At 46.8% G+C, this 18,114-nt stretch carries 17 protein-coding genes; 7 read left to right on the top strand and 10 right to left on the bottom strand.

Annotation, left to right across the window (positions count from 1 at the left end; translation table 11 throughout):
• Window positions 1–144: 144 nt before the first annotated feature.
• Complete coding sequence (locus ACT6NU_RS11240) at window positions 145–726, bottom strand: hypothetical protein (protein WP_445381769.1); 582 nt, start codon at window positions 724–726, stop codon at window positions 145–147.
• A gap of 225 nt (window positions 727–951) precedes the next feature.
• Window positions 952–4,113, bottom strand: coding sequence for a WD40/YVTN/BNR-like repeat-containing protein (locus tag ACT6NU_RS11235; RefSeq protein ID WP_445381768.1), 3,162 nt, complete (start codon window positions 4,111–4,113; stop codon window positions 952–954).
• 204 nt (window positions 4,114–4,317) lie between these two features.
• On the opposite strand from ACT6NU_RS11235, the gene ACT6NU_RS11230 reads away from it, so the two are divergent.
• Window positions 4,318–5,754 (top strand): alpha/beta fold hydrolase, encoded by a 1,437-nt coding sequence (locus ACT6NU_RS11230; RefSeq protein WP_445381767.1) that lies wholly within the window; start codon window positions 4,318–4,320, stop codon window positions 5,752–5,754.
• Between the two features lie 130 nt (window positions 5,755–5,884).
• Window positions 5,885–6,769, top strand: coding sequence for a dienelactone hydrolase family protein (locus ACT6NU_RS11225; RefSeq protein WP_445381766.1), 885 nt, complete (start codon window positions 5,885–5,887; stop codon window positions 6,767–6,769).
• A gap of 18 nt (window positions 6,770–6,787) precedes the next feature.
• Here the strand turns inward: ACT6NU_RS11225 and ACT6NU_RS11220 are convergent, their stop codons facing one another.
• Window positions 6,788–7,711: a LysR family transcriptional regulator gene (locus ACT6NU_RS11220; protein WP_445381765.1), complete on the bottom strand. Its 924-nt coding sequence runs from the start codon at window positions 7,709–7,711 to the stop codon at window positions 6,788–6,790.
• A 182-nt stretch (window positions 7,712–7,893) separates the two neighbouring features.
• On the opposite strand from ACT6NU_RS11220, the gene ACT6NU_RS11215 reads away from it, so the two are divergent.
• Window positions 7,894–8,616, top strand: coding sequence for an energy transducer TonB (locus tag ACT6NU_RS11215; RefSeq protein ID WP_445381764.1), 723 nt, complete (start codon window positions 7,894–7,896; stop codon window positions 8,614–8,616).
• Between the two features lie 24 nt (window positions 8,617–8,640).
• Entirely contained in the window at window positions 8,641–10,035 is a 1,395-nt protein-coding gene (gene cls / locus ACT6NU_RS11210) for a cardiolipin synthase (protein ID WP_445381763.1), read from the top strand.
• Here the strand turns inward: cls and ACT6NU_RS11205 are convergent.
• The 6 genes from ACT6NU_RS11205 to ACT6NU_RS11180 all read right to left on the bottom strand — a co-directional run bounded on the left by ACT6NU_RS11205 (window position 10,027) and on the right by ACT6NU_RS11180 (window position 14,639).
• Window positions 10,027–10,683, bottom strand: coding sequence for a hypothetical protein (locus ACT6NU_RS11205; protein WP_445381762.1), 657 nt, complete (start codon window positions 10,681–10,683; stop codon window positions 10,027–10,029). The two genes, cls and ACT6NU_RS11205, sit on opposite strands and share 9 nt — an antisense overlap.
• Window positions 10,684–10,732: 49 nt before the next feature.
• The gene (locus ACT6NU_RS11200) at window positions 10,733–11,032 is read right to left on the bottom strand and encodes a hypothetical protein (protein ID WP_445381761.1); all 300 of its coding nucleotides are present in this window, start codon (window positions 11,030–11,032) and stop codon (window positions 10,733–10,735) included.
• Window positions 11,033–11,103: 71 nt separating this feature from the next.
• The gene (locus ACT6NU_RS11195) at window positions 11,104–12,471 is read right to left on the bottom strand and encodes an MBL fold metallo-hydrolase RNA specificity domain-containing protein (protein WP_445381760.1); all 1,368 of its coding nucleotides are present in this window, start codon (window positions 12,469–12,471) and stop codon (window positions 11,104–11,106) included.
• On the bottom strand, window positions 12,468–13,325 hold the full coding sequence (locus tag ACT6NU_RS11190) for an ATPase (RefSeq protein WP_445381759.1): 858 nt from the start codon (window positions 13,323–13,325) through the stop codon (window positions 12,468–12,470). Before ACT6NU_RS11190 ends, ACT6NU_RS11195 begins: the two co-directional genes overlap by 4 nt.
• On the bottom strand, window positions 13,322–13,744 hold the full coding sequence (locus tag ACT6NU_RS11185) for a hypothetical protein (protein ID WP_445381758.1): 423 nt from the start codon (window positions 13,742–13,744) through the stop codon (window positions 13,322–13,324). Before ACT6NU_RS11185 ends, ACT6NU_RS11190 begins: the two co-directional genes overlap by 4 nt.
• A gap of 16 nt (window positions 13,745–13,760) precedes the next feature.
• Entirely contained in the window at window positions 13,761–14,639 is an 879-nt protein-coding gene (locus ACT6NU_RS11180; protein WP_445381757.1) for a universal stress protein, read from the bottom strand.
• Window positions 14,640–14,758: 119 nt separating this feature from the next.
• On the opposite strand from ACT6NU_RS11180, the gene trxA reads away from it, so the two are divergent.
• Window positions 14,759–15,058 (top strand): thioredoxin, encoded by a 300-nt coding sequence (trxA, locus tag ACT6NU_RS11175; protein ID WP_445381756.1) that lies wholly within the window; start codon window positions 14,759–14,761, stop codon window positions 15,056–15,058.
• A 13-nt stretch (window positions 15,059–15,071) separates the two neighbouring features.
• Here the strand turns inward: trxA and ACT6NU_RS11170 are convergent, their stop codons facing one another.
• On the bottom strand, window positions 15,072–15,503 hold the full coding sequence (locus ACT6NU_RS11170; RefSeq protein ID WP_445381755.1) for a doxx family protein: 432 nt from the start codon (window positions 15,501–15,503) through the stop codon (window positions 15,072–15,074).
• Between the two features lie 242 nt (window positions 15,504–15,745).
• Here ACT6NU_RS11170 and ACT6NU_RS11165 point away from each other — a divergent pair, with 242 nt between their 5' ends.
• On the top strand, window positions 15,746–16,846 hold the full coding sequence (locus tag ACT6NU_RS11165; RefSeq protein WP_445381754.1) for an efflux RND transporter periplasmic adaptor subunit: 1,101 nt from the start codon (window positions 15,746–15,748) through the stop codon (window positions 16,844–16,846).
• Window positions 16,843–18,105, top strand: coding sequence for an ABC transporter permease (locus ACT6NU_RS11160; RefSeq protein ID WP_445381753.1), 1,263 nt, complete (start codon window positions 16,843–16,845; stop codon window positions 18,103–18,105). Before ACT6NU_RS11165 ends, ACT6NU_RS11160 begins: the two co-directional genes overlap by 4 nt.
• The last annotated feature ends 9 nt before the right edge of the window (window positions 18,106–18,114 follow it).

The following is an 18,114-nucleotide window of genomic DNA, read 5'->3' as shown; positions in this document are numbered from 1 at the left end:
AGAATTAACACAAATTTTAATCCCCGGCCGCCACACGATCCAACTCCTGAAACTCCGTTTTTGGAGTAGCCCTATTAGTATCAAACACTTACAACAAAAAAGGCATCCCGAAGGATGCCTTTAAAAGATTGGAATAAATAAATTTTAGTTTGCTAAAACGCCAGCCAGTTTACCATTACTGCGGTTCGGTCTTTTAAACCATTTTTTAAAGGGATGAAAAATACTCCCAAGGCTAAAGGGTTTAAAGTCGAATTGCATCAATACCTCTCGGTCTGCATCCGTCTCGATTTTCAGTTCTGAATCCAATTCAAAATCGATGTGCTCAATTCCGGATAAGGTTTCACGGGACCGATCGGAATAAACAAAACTGTTTTCCCCGTCCGCCAGGTAAAACCTGAAACCGGTATAGCTGCCTTTTTCAACTGATAAGGTAGCTTTTTGCCTCACAAAGAATTCTGTATCCATACCTTTTGAATGGAGTTCAACATAAGAAGGAAAATCCTTTATAATATGTTCCACTCTGGCAGTATCGATAGCTGTTACTTTGGAAAGCTGCAGGTGCATTTTTGATACCTCCAGTTCTCTGGCCGTTTTATTACTTAGTTGCAGGGGCTTGGCATTGACGCCCCTCTCCCATTCATCTACCAATGCAAATGCAATAAAGTGTTGTTGATAGGCGAAGGGATTCGTATGAAATGTTGTTGGATAAAATGTTCTTTTACTCATAATGCAGTTTTTTAAAAATTGCAATACAAAATTGCGAAGAACGGTCCGGGCAGAAAAGATGTATATTGGCCAATATATGTGCTATATTAACATCAAAATACGCCAATGCATGCTTATTGTGGTAATATATGTTATATTTATGTTAAAATTAATGAGGAGATATACAACAGATACGTCCTGATTATCCCATTAAAGCTTTTGACAGGGTATTACCCGCATCCTGCTTTATGATTTGATTCGCTTTCCCTTTATCAGCTGCAATTCGGAATTCTTCAGACGGGTATTGAGCTGATCGACCTCCACCTCCATAAAGCTTTTGAATTTCTGGTTTACCGCTTCCAGGCGCTTGTTGAAGATGCTGTAAACCTCGCGTTGCTGGTCCGTAGGCTTAAAATCGGCTCCAAAACCGCTAATATCGCTGGCCAGAGCACTCAGGCGGCCATATAGTTTCATGGGAGATCGGAAGGCATCTTCCCGGGCTCCGGTCAGGTGGATATCGTAAAGGCTTGCTGCAATATTAACTGCCATCTCCCGTAAGCTTTCCGCCTTTTCAAGGTCTTCGGCTTGTTTAAGCCTTGGGATGATTTCGGACAATTCCGCCCGAATGCTTTCAATCTGGTTGATCATGGTAACAGACTGGTTAATGGCGTCCCGCAATTCCAGGGAAAAAGCCACCTGCTGTTTTATTTCCTCCAGGCTTCCCTCAGAAACGGGGTCCTTCTTTACAACCAATTCCCGGGTATATTCTTTGTCACCCACAATTAATTTTACCGTATAGGTGTCCGGCACAACCCTCGGGCCATATTGCCCTCGCATCAGATCCAGATCCCAGGTAACCAGCGGACGCCATCCTTCTCCGTTAAGCTGCACCCAGGGCCTGCCGGGGGGCGTGGTTTGGAGTCTGGGCTTATAGGTGGGTTCATATCTCAGGTCCCAGACCACACGATGAATACCCTCCTTATTACTGGCTTCCAGGGTACGGATGAGTTCCTTATTTGCATTCAGAACCTGGACTTGTACTTGCTGCTCGGTACTGTCCCTGAGAAAGTAATGGATATCTGCCCCGTAGGCGGGGTTTTGACCGGAATTCAGGCTGGGGCCGTCTGTTTTGATGCTTTGGCGGTTTACAAACCGATAAGCAGGTCGCAGGCTGAACAGGTGGGCTTCCTTCCCGGCAGCTTCCAGATCGAATTCACGGATGGGAGCTATATTATCCAGGATGTAGTAACCCCTTCCGTAGGTACCCACAACCAGGTCGTCGAAGCGTTCCTGAATATCCAGCCAGTAAACCGGGGCCGGCGGCAGGTTGTTCCGCAATCTATTCCACTTTCTTCCGTCATCCACGGAAAAATAAAGGCCATTATCGGTGCCTGCCCACAACATCCCTTCCCGTTTGGGATCTTCCCGGACCACATGTACAAAACTGTGCACAGAGCGGGGAATACCCCCGCTTATAAGCCTCCAGTTTTGGCCGTAATCTTCGGTTTTATAGACATAGGGATCAAAATCCGCCATCTGGTGTAAATCCACGCTAATGTAGGCCGTCCCTTTTTTAAAGCGGGAAGGTTCAATATTCGCAATAGTCCCCCAGGACGGCAGGTCCGGGATATTTTTGGTGACATTGAGCCAGTTTGCCCCGCCATCCCGGCTGAGCTGTACCTGTCCGTCATTGCTCCCGGTCCAGATAAGCCCGGGTTCCAGGGGGGATTCTGCAATGCTGAACAGTACCGAGCCGTCAAAGGTCATCAGGTTATCAATGGCTACGCCCCCTGAATTTTGCTGATGTGTTTTGTCGTTCAGGGTAAGGTCCGGGCTGATCTGCTGCCAGCTCTGGCCCCCATCATCACTCTGGTGGACAAACTGACTACCCGCATATACCCGATGAGGCTTATGGGGAGAAAAAGCCAGGGGGAAATTCCAGTGCCAACGGTATTTCAATTTACCGGGTTCCCAGCCATATCCGGCTTCCGGCCAGACCCTGACGTCCCGGGCATGACCTGTTTTTGTATTGTACCGCTGCAATCCCCCGTCATAACACCCCGACCAGACTATATCATTGTCAAAGGGATCCGGTTGGGCAAAACCGCTCTCACAGCCCCCTACCCCTGTCCATAACCCCAGGGGGATATAACCCTGCAGGCTGTTGCTTGGGCCTTTGTAGGAATACCCATCCTGCCGGTTTCCATAGACATTATAGGGTATCTGATCGTCTGTGGTCACATGGTACATTTGGGCTATTGGCAGCACAACCCTCTGGAAACTCTCTCCATGGTTCAGGGTAATACTGGCACAGCCATCGTGGGCCACCATCATCCGGTCCGGATTGGTCGGATCCAGCCAGATATCATGGTTGTCCCCTCCTGCTTTATAACCTCCCTTAATCGTTTTACCCCCGTCTTTGGAAGTGCTGAATTTCACACTGGCAAAATACAGTTCATCGGGGTCTCCGGGAGACACCGCCATTCGGGTATAATAGGGTGCCCGCTCGGCAATATCGTGATTCCTGGTTTGCAGGGTCCAGCTGTTCCCAAAATCGTCCGAACGGTAAAGGGCCGGGCTGTCTATTTCAAAGAGGGCGTAAACTATATCGGGATCTGAAGGTGCAATAGCCACGGCAGTTTTCCCAACCTCCTGCCCCTCACCACCCGGCAATCCATAGGCAGACAGGGCTTCCCAGCTATTTCCGGCATCCGTGCTACGATATATCCCGCTTCCGGGACCACCACTGCGCAGGCCCCAGGTATTGATGTGGACAGACCACATGGCTGCCATAAGCCGGTCCGGGTTTGAGGGGTCCAGGGCCAACTCGGCAGCCCCGGTATTTTCATCTATAAACAGTATGCGTTCCCAGTTCTTACCCCCGTCGATCGTTTTGTATACCCCGCGCTCCTGCTGGGGACCGTAAGTATGCCCAAGTGCCGCGGCATATACGATATCCGGGTTTTTGGGATGCACGATAATCCTCCCGATCCGCCCCGTTTTTTCCAGGCCCATATTTTTCCAGGTCTTGCCGGCGTCCTCTGATTTGTAAATCCCGTCTCCCATTGCATGCGCCGGCCGGATTACGAAAGTCTCTCCTGTACCTACCCAGACCTGTTCCGGCTGGCTTGGAGCTATGGCCAGGGAGGCCACGGAGGAAACATCCTGATCATCAAAGATCGGATCCCAGTTGATGCCGCCATCAGTGGTTTTCCAAAGTCCGCCAGAAGCAGCTCCGATATAATTGATCATTGGGTTTCCTGCTACCCCGGCTATGGCGATGGCCCGGTTGCCCTCAGGCCCTATAAAACGAAATTTTAGTTCTTCAAAAACACTGACGGGGCTTTGTGCAGAGAGCATCAGATTAAACAGGAGCAGTACAGTGACGGCGAATATTCTGGAATTCATAACAAGGGGATAAGGTTGGTTTGTATCAGCTCTAAGATAACCAAGTTTTGCTGAATGGCCTTTTCCTGATTTTAGCTCCCTGTTCTTAAAAGTTACTATTATTTTGCCCCTTTCTTTTTAACTTTATAGATAGTGGGAATAGCAATTGCTGAGCCGGCAATATTTTAGACCATTCCAGCCCTATTAACCGATAAACAACAAACTATGAATCGATTATTTCTTGTTACGATCTTCCTGATCGGAGGGTTTATCTGGGGGTGCAGGACACAACAAACGGAAATAGCCTCTGCTCCTGTACATGAAGACTGGTCAGAACTACCCGAAGGGTTTAAAGCCGGGGCACTATGGGTGCCGGAAAACCACGATGATCCCGAGGGTACCAAAATCAAAATCTCCTATTTTATTTTAAAAGCAAAAGACAGCAGTTCTAATGAGTATCCTGTGGTTTTTTTCTCAGGAGGCCCCGGAGGCAACACCCTTGATCCCGACATGCTCGATTTTGTGAGAGATCTCCCCCAGAGGGAAAAACGGGATGTGATCTTTTTTGACCAAAGAGGTATCGGTTATTCCTCCGCCATGCCGGACATGTCCTTTGCTGCCTTTGAGATTTTGGCAGCAGATGCGGATGAGCAGGAGGAACTGCAGCTCACCCGGGAAATGCTGGCCGATTACAAGAAGCAGTGTAGGGATAAGAATATCCACCCGGAATATTACAACAGCCTGCAAAATGCCCGGGATGTGGGGATGCTTTTCAAAAAACTGGGATATAAAAAATACAACCTGATGGGGGGCTCTTATGGAACCCGCATTGCGAGGGTAGTACAGGATATGTACCCCGAATACATTCATGCTGCTGTCCTGGATTCCCCTTCCCCCCTGAGTGGAGATTTCCTGATGGACCGTCTTTACAGCTACTCCCTGGCTTTATCGCGTATTTTTGAGTATTACGAAAATCAGGAGGAATGTTCAACAACCCATCCCAACCTGAAACAAGATTACTTCCGGGCCATTGAACGGCTTGAAAACAAACCCCTACAGATAAATTTCAATGATTCCATAGAGGTAACCATCAATGCCCAGGATGGCATCTATTTGCTCCGGCGGCTTTTATACATAGGCAATGCCCGCGAAAAAGCCCCGGAACTCATTCAGGCCTTCCTCATCGGGCAGGGGGAAGTACTACAGGAAGTGCTGCAATTTGAATACGCCCTTACCGGAGGGCTCAACCTGACTATGTTGCTTTCGGTAGAACGTTTTGAGCAATTCAATGAGGAAAACAATACCGAAAAGATTGAAGCCGCCTACGCCAATTACCCCTTGATTCCCGTAAAGCTGGGGTTCTTCGATGCCTTTTATCAGGCCGGAATGTCCTGGCACGAGGCGCGCTTACCAATGGAAGATCGCGTTTTCAGGGATTCGGATATCCCCACCCTCATCTTTGTTAACCGTTATGACCCGGTAACCCCACCCAAAAATGGTCACCTCTTTATGGAAAACCTGTCTAAGGGAAAGCTGTTAATACTGGATGAAGGAGGCCATGGCAGCGGAAATCAGCAGTGCAAAGACAGTGTGGTAAGCGCTTTTCTGAGCAACCCGCAGGCAACTCTGGATACCGGCTGCCTGAATCTGTATCAGGAGTGATTCCTGATAAGACATAAGTATAAAGTACTGGCACAGATTCGGACTATATTTTTTGTATCTTAATTATCACTTCTGTCAGCCACAGAAACGACCTGTAGCCATACTTTTAATGAACCCTAAGCTGTAAACCATGAAACCACTACGCAAAGAAGATATCCGACAGGAAGTATTTGACCTCTATGACAAGTATGCCCATAATAAGCTGCAACGCCGTGAATTCATAGAAAAACTATCGCTCTATGCAGTTGGAGGGGTTACGGTTGCCTCCCTGATGAGCTTTTTGATGCCCAATTACAAAGACACCCTGCTGGTACGACCCGATGACCCGGAATTGGATTCGGGATTTATAACCTATAACTCACCAAAAGGCGGGGGTGAAATCAGGGGATTGCTCTCCAGGCCTAAAGCGATTTCTGAAAAACTGGGCGGGATCGTGATAGTACACGAAAACCGCGGCCTTAACCCCTATGTTGAAGATACGGCAAGGCGGGCAGCCCTTGCGGGCTTTATCACCCTTGCTCCTGATGCCCTGAGCCCGCTGGGCGGGTATCCCGGGAATGACGATGAGGGCCGGGCCATGCAAAGACAGCGAGACCGAAATGAAATGCTGGAAGATTTTATAGCAGCCTATGATTACCTGAAAGGCCGGGAGGAGTGCAATGGTAAAATTGGAGTGGTTGGATTTTGTTTCGGGGGCTGGATTTCCAACATGATGGCTGTTAGAATACCCGATCTGGCCGCTTCAGTTCCGTTTTACGGCAGTCAGCCCAAAGAAGACATTGACAAAATAAATGCCCCGCTTCTATTGCAATACGCCGGGCTGGACGAGCGCGTAAATGCCGGATGGCCGGATTATGAAAAGGCTCTGAAGGCGGCCGGGAAAGCATACCAGGCCTACATCTATCCGGATGTAAACCACGGATTCCACAATACTTCAACTCCCCGGTATGATAAGGCAGCTGCAGAGCTGGCCTGGAAGCGCACCATTGAATTCTTTCAAAAGCACCTGAGCTGATCCGGCAGTAGACCCTTTTCAGTAATTCTCAAACCAGGAAAAGCGTTCCTCGATAATCCGGTCTTTATCGGCTTTTATATATTTAAGAAAGGCCTCGGCCGTAGGCGATAATTTTTTGGACTGCAGCCAGATCAGATTCCAATGGGTAATGATGGGAAGCCCCCGGTATGGGATAATCTCCAAATCTTTGTTTTTCAATTCATTTTTCAAGCCGATCAAAGGCATAATGGAATATCCTAATCCGGCCACAATGGCTTGTTTTAACGCTTCATTACTGGTGAGTACCAATTTTTTGGGGTTGGTAAAACCTTTTGAACGCATAAAGGTTTCCATAGCATTACGGGTGGCGGAACCACTCTCCCGATAAATAAGGGGTTGCTCCTGGAAGATCTTCCCTTTCGGATACTGAGACGGCAACTCCCGATTGCTGCCCCCGACCAGAAAAAGTTTGTTTTGCATTAATTCCACCCGGTTTATTTTAAGGTGGTCCGGGAGAACCGATACCATGGCAAAATCCAGCTCATTCTGTTCCAGGCTCTTGATTACCTTGGCCTTGTTGGTTACGTCCACACTGAGATCTACAGCCGGGTTGGTATCCATGAAATCCGTAAGGAAGTAAGGCATTACATATTTGGCAGTTGACACCGTGCTGATCTTCAAACGACCGGCAATTTGCCCCTCATAGGCGTGGGTCTTGTAATTAATGGCTTCTACCTGGTTCAGGATTTCTTCTGCTGCCCTGGCAATTTCCCTTCCAAAATCTGTGATAAAAAGTTTGCGCCCCACCACTTCTGTAAGGGGAATGGAGAACTGATCCTGAAAATTTTTCAATTGAATGGAAACAGCAGGCTGGGTTAAATGCAGCTCTTCCGCAGCTCGCGTTATGCTCTGATTTTGTGCAATGGTGTAAAAGATGTTCAGTTGGTTGAGCGTGTAATTCATAAAATATGATTATGTATTTCACTCTAAATATAAATTAGATTATATGAATAATTACATAAATACAAGCAATAACTTATCTGTTCCGGCTTTGATCCCGTAGGATCACAACTGACTTTTATCATTTTTATCCTCAGGCAATTGGGGTAATTTGAAGCTATTATTAACAGCCAAAATTAATAGCCATGCAAGTAAAGAAGAATCCTAAGGCAGACTTGAACAGAAACAGCGGGCTCTATTTTGTAATGGGCCTCACCCTGGTATTATTCCTGACGTGGAGGGCGTTGGAATACAAGTCTTACGAAGACACCCAGGAAGATATTGTACAATTAGTGGTTGGTGATAACCTCGATGAAGACGTTCCGGTAACCGAAACGATCCGCACTGCACCTCCTCCACCCCCACCTGCTGCTCCGGAAGTAATTGAGGTGATTGAAGATACCGAGGAAATAGAGGAAACGGTAATAGAGAGTACAGAGATCAGCCAGGAAACGGTTATTGAAGATGTAGACCTGAATGCCTCTGATATAGACGTAGACGAGGTAGAAGAGGAAATTACAGTTCCCTTTGCCGTAATCGAAAACGTACCTATTTTTCCGGGTTGTGAATCTGTATCCAAAGCAGAACAAAGGGCTTGTTTCCAGGAAAAGATGCAGGAACATATTATCAAAAATTTTAAATATCCCAAAACAGCCGAAGAATTGGGTATTCAGGGACGTGTTTTTGTACAATTTGTAATTGGTACCGACGGATATGTAACAGAAATCAAAACCCGCGGGCCAGACCTGCTGCTGGAAAAAGAGGCTAAAAGGATTATTGCCTCTTTGCCTAAAATGATACCAGGACAGCAACGAAAAAGACCGGTTCGGGTTCCCTACAGTATCCCTGTTAATTTTAAATTACTGTAACTTATGGGGAAATAGTTCTGTATCGTGCTGATACCAACCTTAATAACCTTATATATCTTAGTGGCAATATCAATTGTCATCAGCCTCCTGCTGAATGGTGTCCGACCCTCGAAGACATTGGCTTGGCTGTTAGCCATCTTCACCATTCCGGTAGGAGGCATTATTTTATACCTGCTCCTCGGGAGAAACCGCAGAAAACAAAAGCTCTATTCCATTGCTCCAAATAAACCTGAAATATCCCCTGGGGATGCAGACCTCAGCGGCCTCAGTAACCGTTCCAGGCAAATTTCAATGCTCATATCCAGGCATACTGGTTTCCCTGTAAGTGCAAAAAACAGTATAAAACTCCTGCGGAACGGAGAGGAAACCTTTTCAAGTATATTCGATGCCCTGCAGAAGAGTGAAGAATACATTCATTTGCAATACTACATTTTTGAAGAAGGAGAGCTGGCCGACCGTTTGCTGGAACTCTTTCGCACCAAAAAGGCGGCAGGAGTAAGCATCAGACTTATATACGACAATATAGGTAGCTACTCTCTGAGCAATAAATACCTCAGGAAATTGAAGGAATTAGGCGTGGAGGTTTACTCCTTTTTTCCGTTTCGCCTGGGAAAATTCATAAGCTCTCTCAATTACAGGAATCATCGCAAGATTATTGTGGTAGACGGGCATACTGCGTTTACCGGGGGGATCAACGTTTCTGATAAATACCTGAAAGGGGATACTGCTCTGGGTACCTGGCATGATATGCATTTAAAAATCCGCGGGGAAGGTGCCCATCATCTGAATTGCGTCTTTGTTCAAGACTGGAACCTGGTTAGCCAACAGAATATTGAAGCTATTGCTCCAAAGCAAATCCCGGAAACGGGCAAGGTAAAACTGCAGTTGCTTGCCACCGGACCCGATGATGATTTTCCGTTTATGGAACAATTGTATTTCTCCCTGATTAACAGTGCCCGAAAACACGTATATATAACCAACCCGTATATCATTCCCAGCCATGCTATACAGATTGCATTGCAGACCGCTGCATTAAGTGGCGTGGATGTAAGGCTGATGGTATCTGCCAAGGCAGATTCAGCCCTGGTTAGCTGGTGCGTGCAGTCGTATTTTCAGCGCTTTTTAAAAGCAGGAGTAAAAATATATTTATACCCTGAGGGCTTTTTGCACAGCAAGATTATTACGGTAGACAACAAATTGGCTACCATTGGCACCGCCAATGTAGATGACCGGAGCTTCCAGCATAATTACGAAGTAAATGCGGTGATCTACAATCGCAATACGGCAGGCCACCTGAGTGAAATTTTCCTGAGGGATTGTGCCATAAGTGAACAGCTGGAATTTGAAGTATTCAGGCAACGCCCCTGGTCTCATAAACTCGCCGAAGGAGCTGCCAGGACTATTAGTCCTTTATTGTGAAGATAATTGTGCAGCACCAATGATCAGTTCCTCCGCCTGCATTTGTTCCAAGACGAGTTTTACATAATCCCTTACCACCCGATCAGAACTACCGGGGTTATTGATTTCGTAATAACTCCTCCAGATCAGGTCAATATCTTTACCGACACAAATACAGTAAAGGGAGGTTTCTGTCAGGTATTTGGTTGTCTTTTCATATGACTCCGGGTCCAGGTAGATACCCTGGTGTGCCAGATAATCTTCACTGAAACTTTTAATAGCAGTCCCCTGCTCATCGGTATTCTGACGAAGCATGGTCTCGGTCTGTGCATCCACAACCTTGGTGAACAGGATGGCATCAAAATCCTTCTCCAACAGCTGTTCTTCCACCCGGGCCAATTCCTCACGGGAACGCCGTGAACTGGTAAAATCCACATCAAAGAGGTCAATGCTCTTCATGGTTTCTATGCCCCTTTTTGAAAATTCCAGTTGCAGGGAAGTTTCAAATGCATCGCGCAAACAAACCTCGGAGGTCATCCCAACTACCAGCAATTTATTGGCGTTAAATAGCACGATATCAGGATTGCGATAGGTTTTGTGTAATCGAACAGAAGAGCATCCCAACAAAATACTGAGTATTGAGATTCCGATAAGCAAATGTTGCTTCATGCAGTTAATTTAGCTTCCTTGTTCCTACAAGGTACCAAAAATTATTCATTCATATTTTGTCAGCCATATATTCCCAGATCTCTGATTTCCAGATCCAGAAATTGCGCTCGAATAATTTTAGGTCATTGCTGCCATCTATCTGCAGTTTTTTGAGTTCCGCCATCAGTTCAACCCCTCGGTTCTTAAAGAGCTCCAGGCGCTCAAAAAGGTTGGGGGCATCCGACGGAAATTTGCAGGAGCAAAGTAATTTGTTTGTGAATTTCAAATCATTTTCCATGGCCGTGAGGCGGAAAACATTCTGCTCGTCCGAAGTAGCAGTTATTCCGGGTATGTGAATAGGATTGTACATGATTGATGATTTTTAATTACATAAAGTAATTGTTTTTGAATTCAGGTGAAATGATAAAAGTCAGTTGCTTGCTAGGGCAGGATAGTGACTGTTTGAAACAAGGCGGGAATAGTACTGTTCCAGTTCCGCTCCATCTTTAGCTTTATGCGCAGCGCCTCGGTAGCCGTGGGCTCTCCATGCACCAGAAATATTTGTTGGGGCGGGCGCTCCAACAGGGCTGTCCACCAAAGCAATTCACCCTGGTCTGCATGGGCCGATAGGGTTTCCAAAAGGTGTATCCTTGCAGCAACCGGAACATATTTGCCGAAGATCTTCAATTCATGTGCTCCTTCCTGCAGGTTACGCCCTCTGGTCCCTTCTGCCTGAAACCCCACAAGGATTAGCCGGGTAGCGGGGCGCTGAAGGTATTTACTAAGATAAGTCAGGACCCTGCCGCCACTGAGCATCCCGCTGCCGGCTACCACTACTTTCGGGCGTGAATCATCAATAGCTTCCCAGGTTTCTCCATAATGGCTGACAATGTTCATTGCTGCTGTCATTGCTTCGAATTCCCCGCTTTGAAACCGGTGCCAGTCCGGATATTTTTCAAAAACTTTCAGAACATTATTACCCATTGGGCTGTCTATGTAAACTTGTAGTGGAGGAATTCGATTCTTACGGATTAGTCTCCATATCAGATACATGAGGGTCTGCAGGCGTTCAACAGCAAAGCTTGGGATTATGCAAGTACCGCTTTCCCTTATGGTTTCCCGGATTATTCGAGCCAGTATTTCCTCTGTATCCTCATCCGGATGCAGCTTATTGCCATAGGTGCTCTCCAGGATCAGTACATCGGCTCTCTCAGGTCTCTCGGGATCCTCAAGGAGAGCGTCTTTTGGACGGCCCACATCTCCGGAAAAAACGAATCGCTTACCCCCTGCATCCATTTCGATAAAGGCAGCCCCCAGTATGTGACCTACCTTACGGAATCGGAACTGAAGGCTGCCAAAAGTCTTCCATGTGTTGGCTTGCAGAGGATGAAACTGCTGAAGGCAGGCCTGAACATCGGAAGTTGTATACAGGGGCAAGGGATTTTTATGTCGGCTGTACCCTTCTTCTGAAGCCCTTTTAGCCTCTTCTTCGTGAATTTTGGCACTGTCCTCCAACACGATCCTGGCAATTTCCAGGGTAGGTGGTGTTCCAAAAACCGGCCCCCTGTAACCATCCCTGACCAGGCAGGGTAACATCCCTACATGATCCAGGTGCCCGTGTGTCAGGAGCAAGGCATCTATTGTTGCAGGAGCCATTGGCCATGCGCTCCAGTTTAATTGTCTGACGGATTTCAGACCCTGAAAGATCCCACAGTCAATAAGCACTTTTTCCAGATCCGTTTCCAGCAGGAATTTTGATCCAGTTACCTGCCCTGCGGCCCCCCAGAAATTGAGTTTCAGCTTGTTCATGGCCTGAAAGGATTACAAAGCTGTTGAAATTCACTCAGAATCCGTCTTTTCCTGGAGTCAGAAACCCCCAGATGGTCAAGGTAATGCGGATGTTTCAGCAATTCCTTTCCGAGTACGACCTCCCTGGCAAGTAAAAAGTCCTTTTCCCTGGAGCTGAGTAACATACTTACGGTAATTGGATAGAGGTAGTAACGATCTATGCGGGCTTTCAGACTGTCTTTTTCAGGATAATTCCAGCTTAAAAGATACAGGCCGGCACACTTGCCGTATTCCATGGCATCTGATGTAAAACGGGTATTGGTAACTACCCAGCCCGGCGTAAACTCCCTCCGGGGGTTATCTGCTGTATTTTTGAGAATATCCCGGTAGCGGGAATCTATATACAGTGGAACTTTAACATTGCACTTACGGCCTTCGTCCGAATGAAACTTACATTCAATAAGGGTAACGGCTGTTCCATTAACGGCTTCAACATCTACCTCGTGGGAAATACAAGAGCCCCCGTAAACCACGTTGGTCCGGGCGCGGTAACCCGATAAATTCAGAAGTGCGCTAATAAATTTCTCAAAAGGAAAACCAGTAGGCCCCAATTCATAAATAGCCTTTTTTAGCTTGTAGCGGGAAGCACAGGATTTCTTGTATTTTTTGAGTAATGCAAAGGCACGGTTGTAAATCTCCCGTGTGGTCATCCCTTCAAAGGACTCTTTTGTAAGCTGGTCTGTAATGGCAGCAACCACCCCCGGCTCAGCCCCGCTGTGCTGTAGCGAATTTTTCAATTTTTCAGCGGAAAAGGGAACCGGTTCCCCTGAAGATTTGACAATTAGCAAGGGTGATTTTTTTTCCGCGTTTTTCATGTTCCTGCTGCAGGAGACTCGGAAAAGTAATCCCGGACTTTGGCTTTAAGCTGATTTAAAGTCATTTTGTCTGCGGGCATCACCAATTTCACTTTTGCAGCCATGGAAGGTTCCGCCTCATCCAGCCACTTTTTAAATTTTCGATTAGTTCCTGCAGGACCGTACAGCACTATTGCTTCAGAACCTTCAAGAGCCTGGTGCAAATTTTCAAAGTATTGTCTGAGCTGGTGTTTTTCCCTTTCCAGATAACGACTATCCTGAACCACTTCCTGTGGACCCCATTTGGTCTTGGATCGGGAACCACCTTTGGGATTAAAAAATTCAACATCTGACTCCAGGCTGAGGGAATTGCTCTTTTCACCATCCCAGTTAACAACCTGTGCTTGTTTTTTATCCATCCAGATACCTGTTACTTTCATGATCTTTGTATTTTAATTAAGCTTCCGTTCCTTTTGTTTGAGTCAGTGCTTTTTGGGCCGGGGGTAACACCATAAAAGGGATCTTTGAATGAAACCCGATCACGTCTATTACCGGGGTAACCAGCAGGTTTTCAAGAAAAGTATGCGTATTGCGAACCATTAGCAGCAGCTGAACAGGGGTCCTGCCTGCAAATTGGTTTATAGCTTCAATAATCGGTTGCTGTCCTTCTTCGGAGATTTGAAAAGACAAGCCTTTCAACAATTTTTGAAGTTGTTTTTTCCCTTCAGTTCGCCTCTTTTCCGAATCAGCCGGATCATAAGTATGCAGTACAAAGAGCTTCCTGCCAGCCCCGGACAGGATGCCAAATAGTACTTTTAGCTCCAGGTTTGCAAAGTCCTGAGAATAGTCGGTAGGAAACAGGATGTTCTGCAGGGCTGCTACTTTTGCCTGTTCCGGGATTAGCAGTACCGGACAACTGGCCTTATGCACAACCTGTACGGAATGGGAGCCGAAAAGGATTTCCCTGGCACCGGTGGCCCCCTGTGTACCCATTACAATTAAATCGAGGGCTTCCTTTTCTGCCATTTCCTCCATTTCATGGGCCAGGGTATTAAAAGCAGCATGGCAGAAATACCGGTGGTCTGCATCCCCGGATATTTCTTGCAACTCTTTTTTAAGGGCTTCCAGACGGTCCAGTTCGCGTTGTTTGTAAACATCCCCCAAACCGAGGTTCCCGGGGCTGGAAAAGAGGTATTCGGCCCGGTATACTGCCGGGGTGTAGGTGTGCACTAAAAAAAAAGTACATTGATCTTCCCGGAACAAATCAATGGCGTACCGCGCTGCTTTGAGTGCATTATCGGAATAATCTGTCGGGATGGCTATTCGCAGGTTCATTGAAATGTCTTAAGGCTTTATCCTTAAAATTAGCCAATTCAACCCGCCCGATTCATGATTTACATCATATACAGTTTTGGTTGGTCCGCCGTACTTTTGTAAGTGTAATATCTGTAATTATGAAAGGTTCATTTAATAAAATTATTCAATCAGAAATTCCTGTATTAATTGACTTTTATGCAGATTGGTGTGCCCCCTGCAAAGTGCTGACTCCTATCCTGAAGGAAGTAAAAGAGGAGCTGGGAGATGCAGTCAAGATCGTCAAAATAGATATAGACAAAAATGGCTCTATTGCAGGTCGTTTTCAGGTCAGAGGAGTTCCTACCATGATCTTATTTAAAGAGGGTACGGCCCTTTGGAGACAAGCCGGGGTACTGCCTAAAGATCAATTACTGACTACCCTGAGGCAATATATATAAGGGTCCGTCATGTTTAGCGGATCCGATCCCAGCGAAGTAGCAGCAACATGATTCCCAGAAAAACGACATTTTTTATGATATACTGACCCACCAGTGTAAGCCCAAAGGGGATTTCTGTAAAGCACCATTGCGGGAAAAAGATCAGAGGGAGGAATGTACAGCAAATATGGACAATGGCTGCCTGCAGGGCAATTCTTTTAAAAAGACCCGTGAGTAATAGCAATCCCACCACGGTTTCCCAAACCGCCAGCAAGAACAAACCCGTTGGCGCATCCAGCAGGCCCAGGGTCAGTTGTGAAATAGTGGCCCCGGCCAATTCTTCTGCCGGGCTAAGACCCGAAAAGAATTTTAAAAATCCAAACCAGAGGTAGACCAGCCCCAAGCCCCTTAAAATGAGCCAGGTTCTATCAATTCGCCTAATAATGACAAGGGGGTTACTCAGCATCTGTATAGTGTTTAGCGGGCAAAGTAAATTTTTATCATACCTGAAAAAATGATAAACGTCATATTTGGGCTAATTCCGATAGCTGGCCTACTCTGGATAGGCTCTCCCGGGCGAGTTCGGCAGCCTTTGATTCGTTATATCTGAAAATATATGTATCCCGGAGCTGCCCACTGCTAAATGAGATTTATCATAAAAGAACGAAGGCAGTTGGTGTAACTTACCAAAATACAAATGAGGTACCCATGGCAATAAATCGGAGGTTAGTAAAGTATTCCGGATTTCTGGCGGTTTTTTGGTTGGTGGCCTGTGGATCGGGTGATCCGGCCGTATATCCTGAAAAAAGAGATATTACGGCTTCCGTATATGCCTCTGCAACCGTTCAGCCCGATAGTATGTACCGCGTACACGCTGCTGTAAGTGGTATTCTCGAAAAAAACCTGGTAAGCGAAGGGGATTTGGTTCTTCCTGGCACCCCCCTTTTGCAGATTGCGGACAAGACCCCCAGAATTCAAACAGAAAATGCCCGGGTCGCCCTGGAACTGGCAGAAGAAAAATACCTTGGGGAGTCCTCCCTGCTGAATAATCTAAGGGCTCAAATCCGAACCGCAGAATTAGGTTTTAAAGACGACTCCCTTAACTACGAACGTCAAAAAAAGCTCTGGTCCCAACAAATAGGCTCCCGCACACAGCTGGAAAATCGCCTGCTGGCCTATGAGCGATCCCGAAACAATTTACTCCAACTAAGAACGGAATTGGAACGAAGCAGCAATGAACTGGAGTCTGCAAGGATACAGGCGCGAAATAATTACGAAGCCTCTCTTGTAAATGAGCAGGAGTTTACCGTTCGAAGCACCATCAATGCCATGGTCTATGCCCTGTATAAAGAACCCGGTGAATTGGTCCTGCCCAATGAGCCCCTGGCCATGCTGGGAAGCCCCGATACTTTTATGATCAGCATGCTGGTTGACGAAGTGGACGTAGTGGAAATCCGCTCCGGACAGAGAGTGGCCCTTGCCCTGGATGCCTACGGGGAAAAGGTATTTGAAGCAGCGGTTTCAAAAATTTATCCGCAAAAAAATGAGCGAAACCAAACCTTTACTGTAGAAGCGAGGTTTCTGTCGGCTCCCACGAGACTGTATCCCGGCCTTTCAGGAGAAGCAAACATTATAATTTCTGAGCGGCGGCAGGCTATGGTAATCCCGAAAAATTATTTGCTGCACGGAAACAGCGTACGCACCCAAGATGGAATCAAAGAGCTGGAGCTGGGAATCGAAACCCTGGAGTGGGTAGAGGTCCTCTCGGGCCTGAATATGGAAACTGCGCTGCTTAAACCGGAAGAATGAAACAGTGGAAACTTATCCTGAGCATTGCCAGAACGCATTTGCTCACCAAACTGAAATCTACCGTTACCGCGGCGCTTGGGGTAACTTTCGGGATAGGGGCCTATATTACCCTGGTCAGTTTTATGACGGGGCTCAATCACATGCTCGATGACCTTATCCTGAATCAAACTCCCCATATCCATTTGTACAATGAGGTACAACCTTCTCAGCGGCAACCCCTTGAAAGAATAGCCGCCTATTCAGACGACCTGCTCGATCTGCGGTCTGTCCGTCCCAAACAGGGACAACAAAAAATACACAATGCGCTCCCCATCCTGGACTTCCTTAAAAAAGACCCAAGGGTTTATGGCGCCAGCCCACAGTTGCGAGCCCAGATATTTTATCTTTCAGGCTCCCTGGACCTGGGCGGAGTACTATTGGGGGTAGATATCCTGGAGGAAGAACGGCTCTCCAATATCGGAGATTACATTTTAGACGGTTCTGCCCAGGCCCTCGAGAATTCGGATAATGGGATTATTCTGGGGATGGGCCTTGCCAAAAAAATGTCGCTGGCCCCAGGAGACCGGATACAGGTTAGCACAACCGAAGGCGCAGTCTTCCCTTTGAAGATAGTAGGCCTGTATCAGAGCGGCATTGCAGAAATCGATAATTCCCAAAGCTATGCCAAGCTGAAAACCGTACAGCAAATCCTGGGAAAACCATCTAACTACCTTACAGACATCAATATTAAGCTGTATACGATTGAAGAGGCCGTGCCCATGGCACGGGAACTGGAAAGGCAGTTCCGGGTCAGGGCAAGGGATATTCAGGACGCTAATGCACAATTCGAAACCGGCACCAGTATCCGGAACCTGATTACCTATGCGGTTTCAATAACCCTGCTGATTGTGGCAGGCTTCGGCATCTACAACATTCTCAATATGCTGATTTATGAAAAGATGAACGACATCGCCATTTTAAAGGCAACAGGCTTTTCGGGAAGGGATGTGCAGAATATCTTTATGAGCCAGGCACTGTTGATAGGTTTGGCGGGTGGCTTGCTGGGTTTGCTAATCGGTTGGTTACTCACCTTGCTAATAGACACCATCCCTTTTGAAACGGAAGCCCTGCCCACCATAACTACCTTTCCGGTAAACAAGAATCCCTGGTATTACCTGATTGGAATCACCTTTGCATTATTATCGACCTTTATAGCCGGATATTTGCCTTCTGCCCGGGCCAGAAGGATCGATCCTGTGCAGATCATAAGGGGTAATTAAATCGTGCTG

This window comes from Robiginitalea rubriflava (assembly GCF_052540725.1).
The sequence above is the reverse complement of the archived record's forward strand: the minus strand, read 5'-3'. Positions and strand labels throughout refer to the sequence as shown.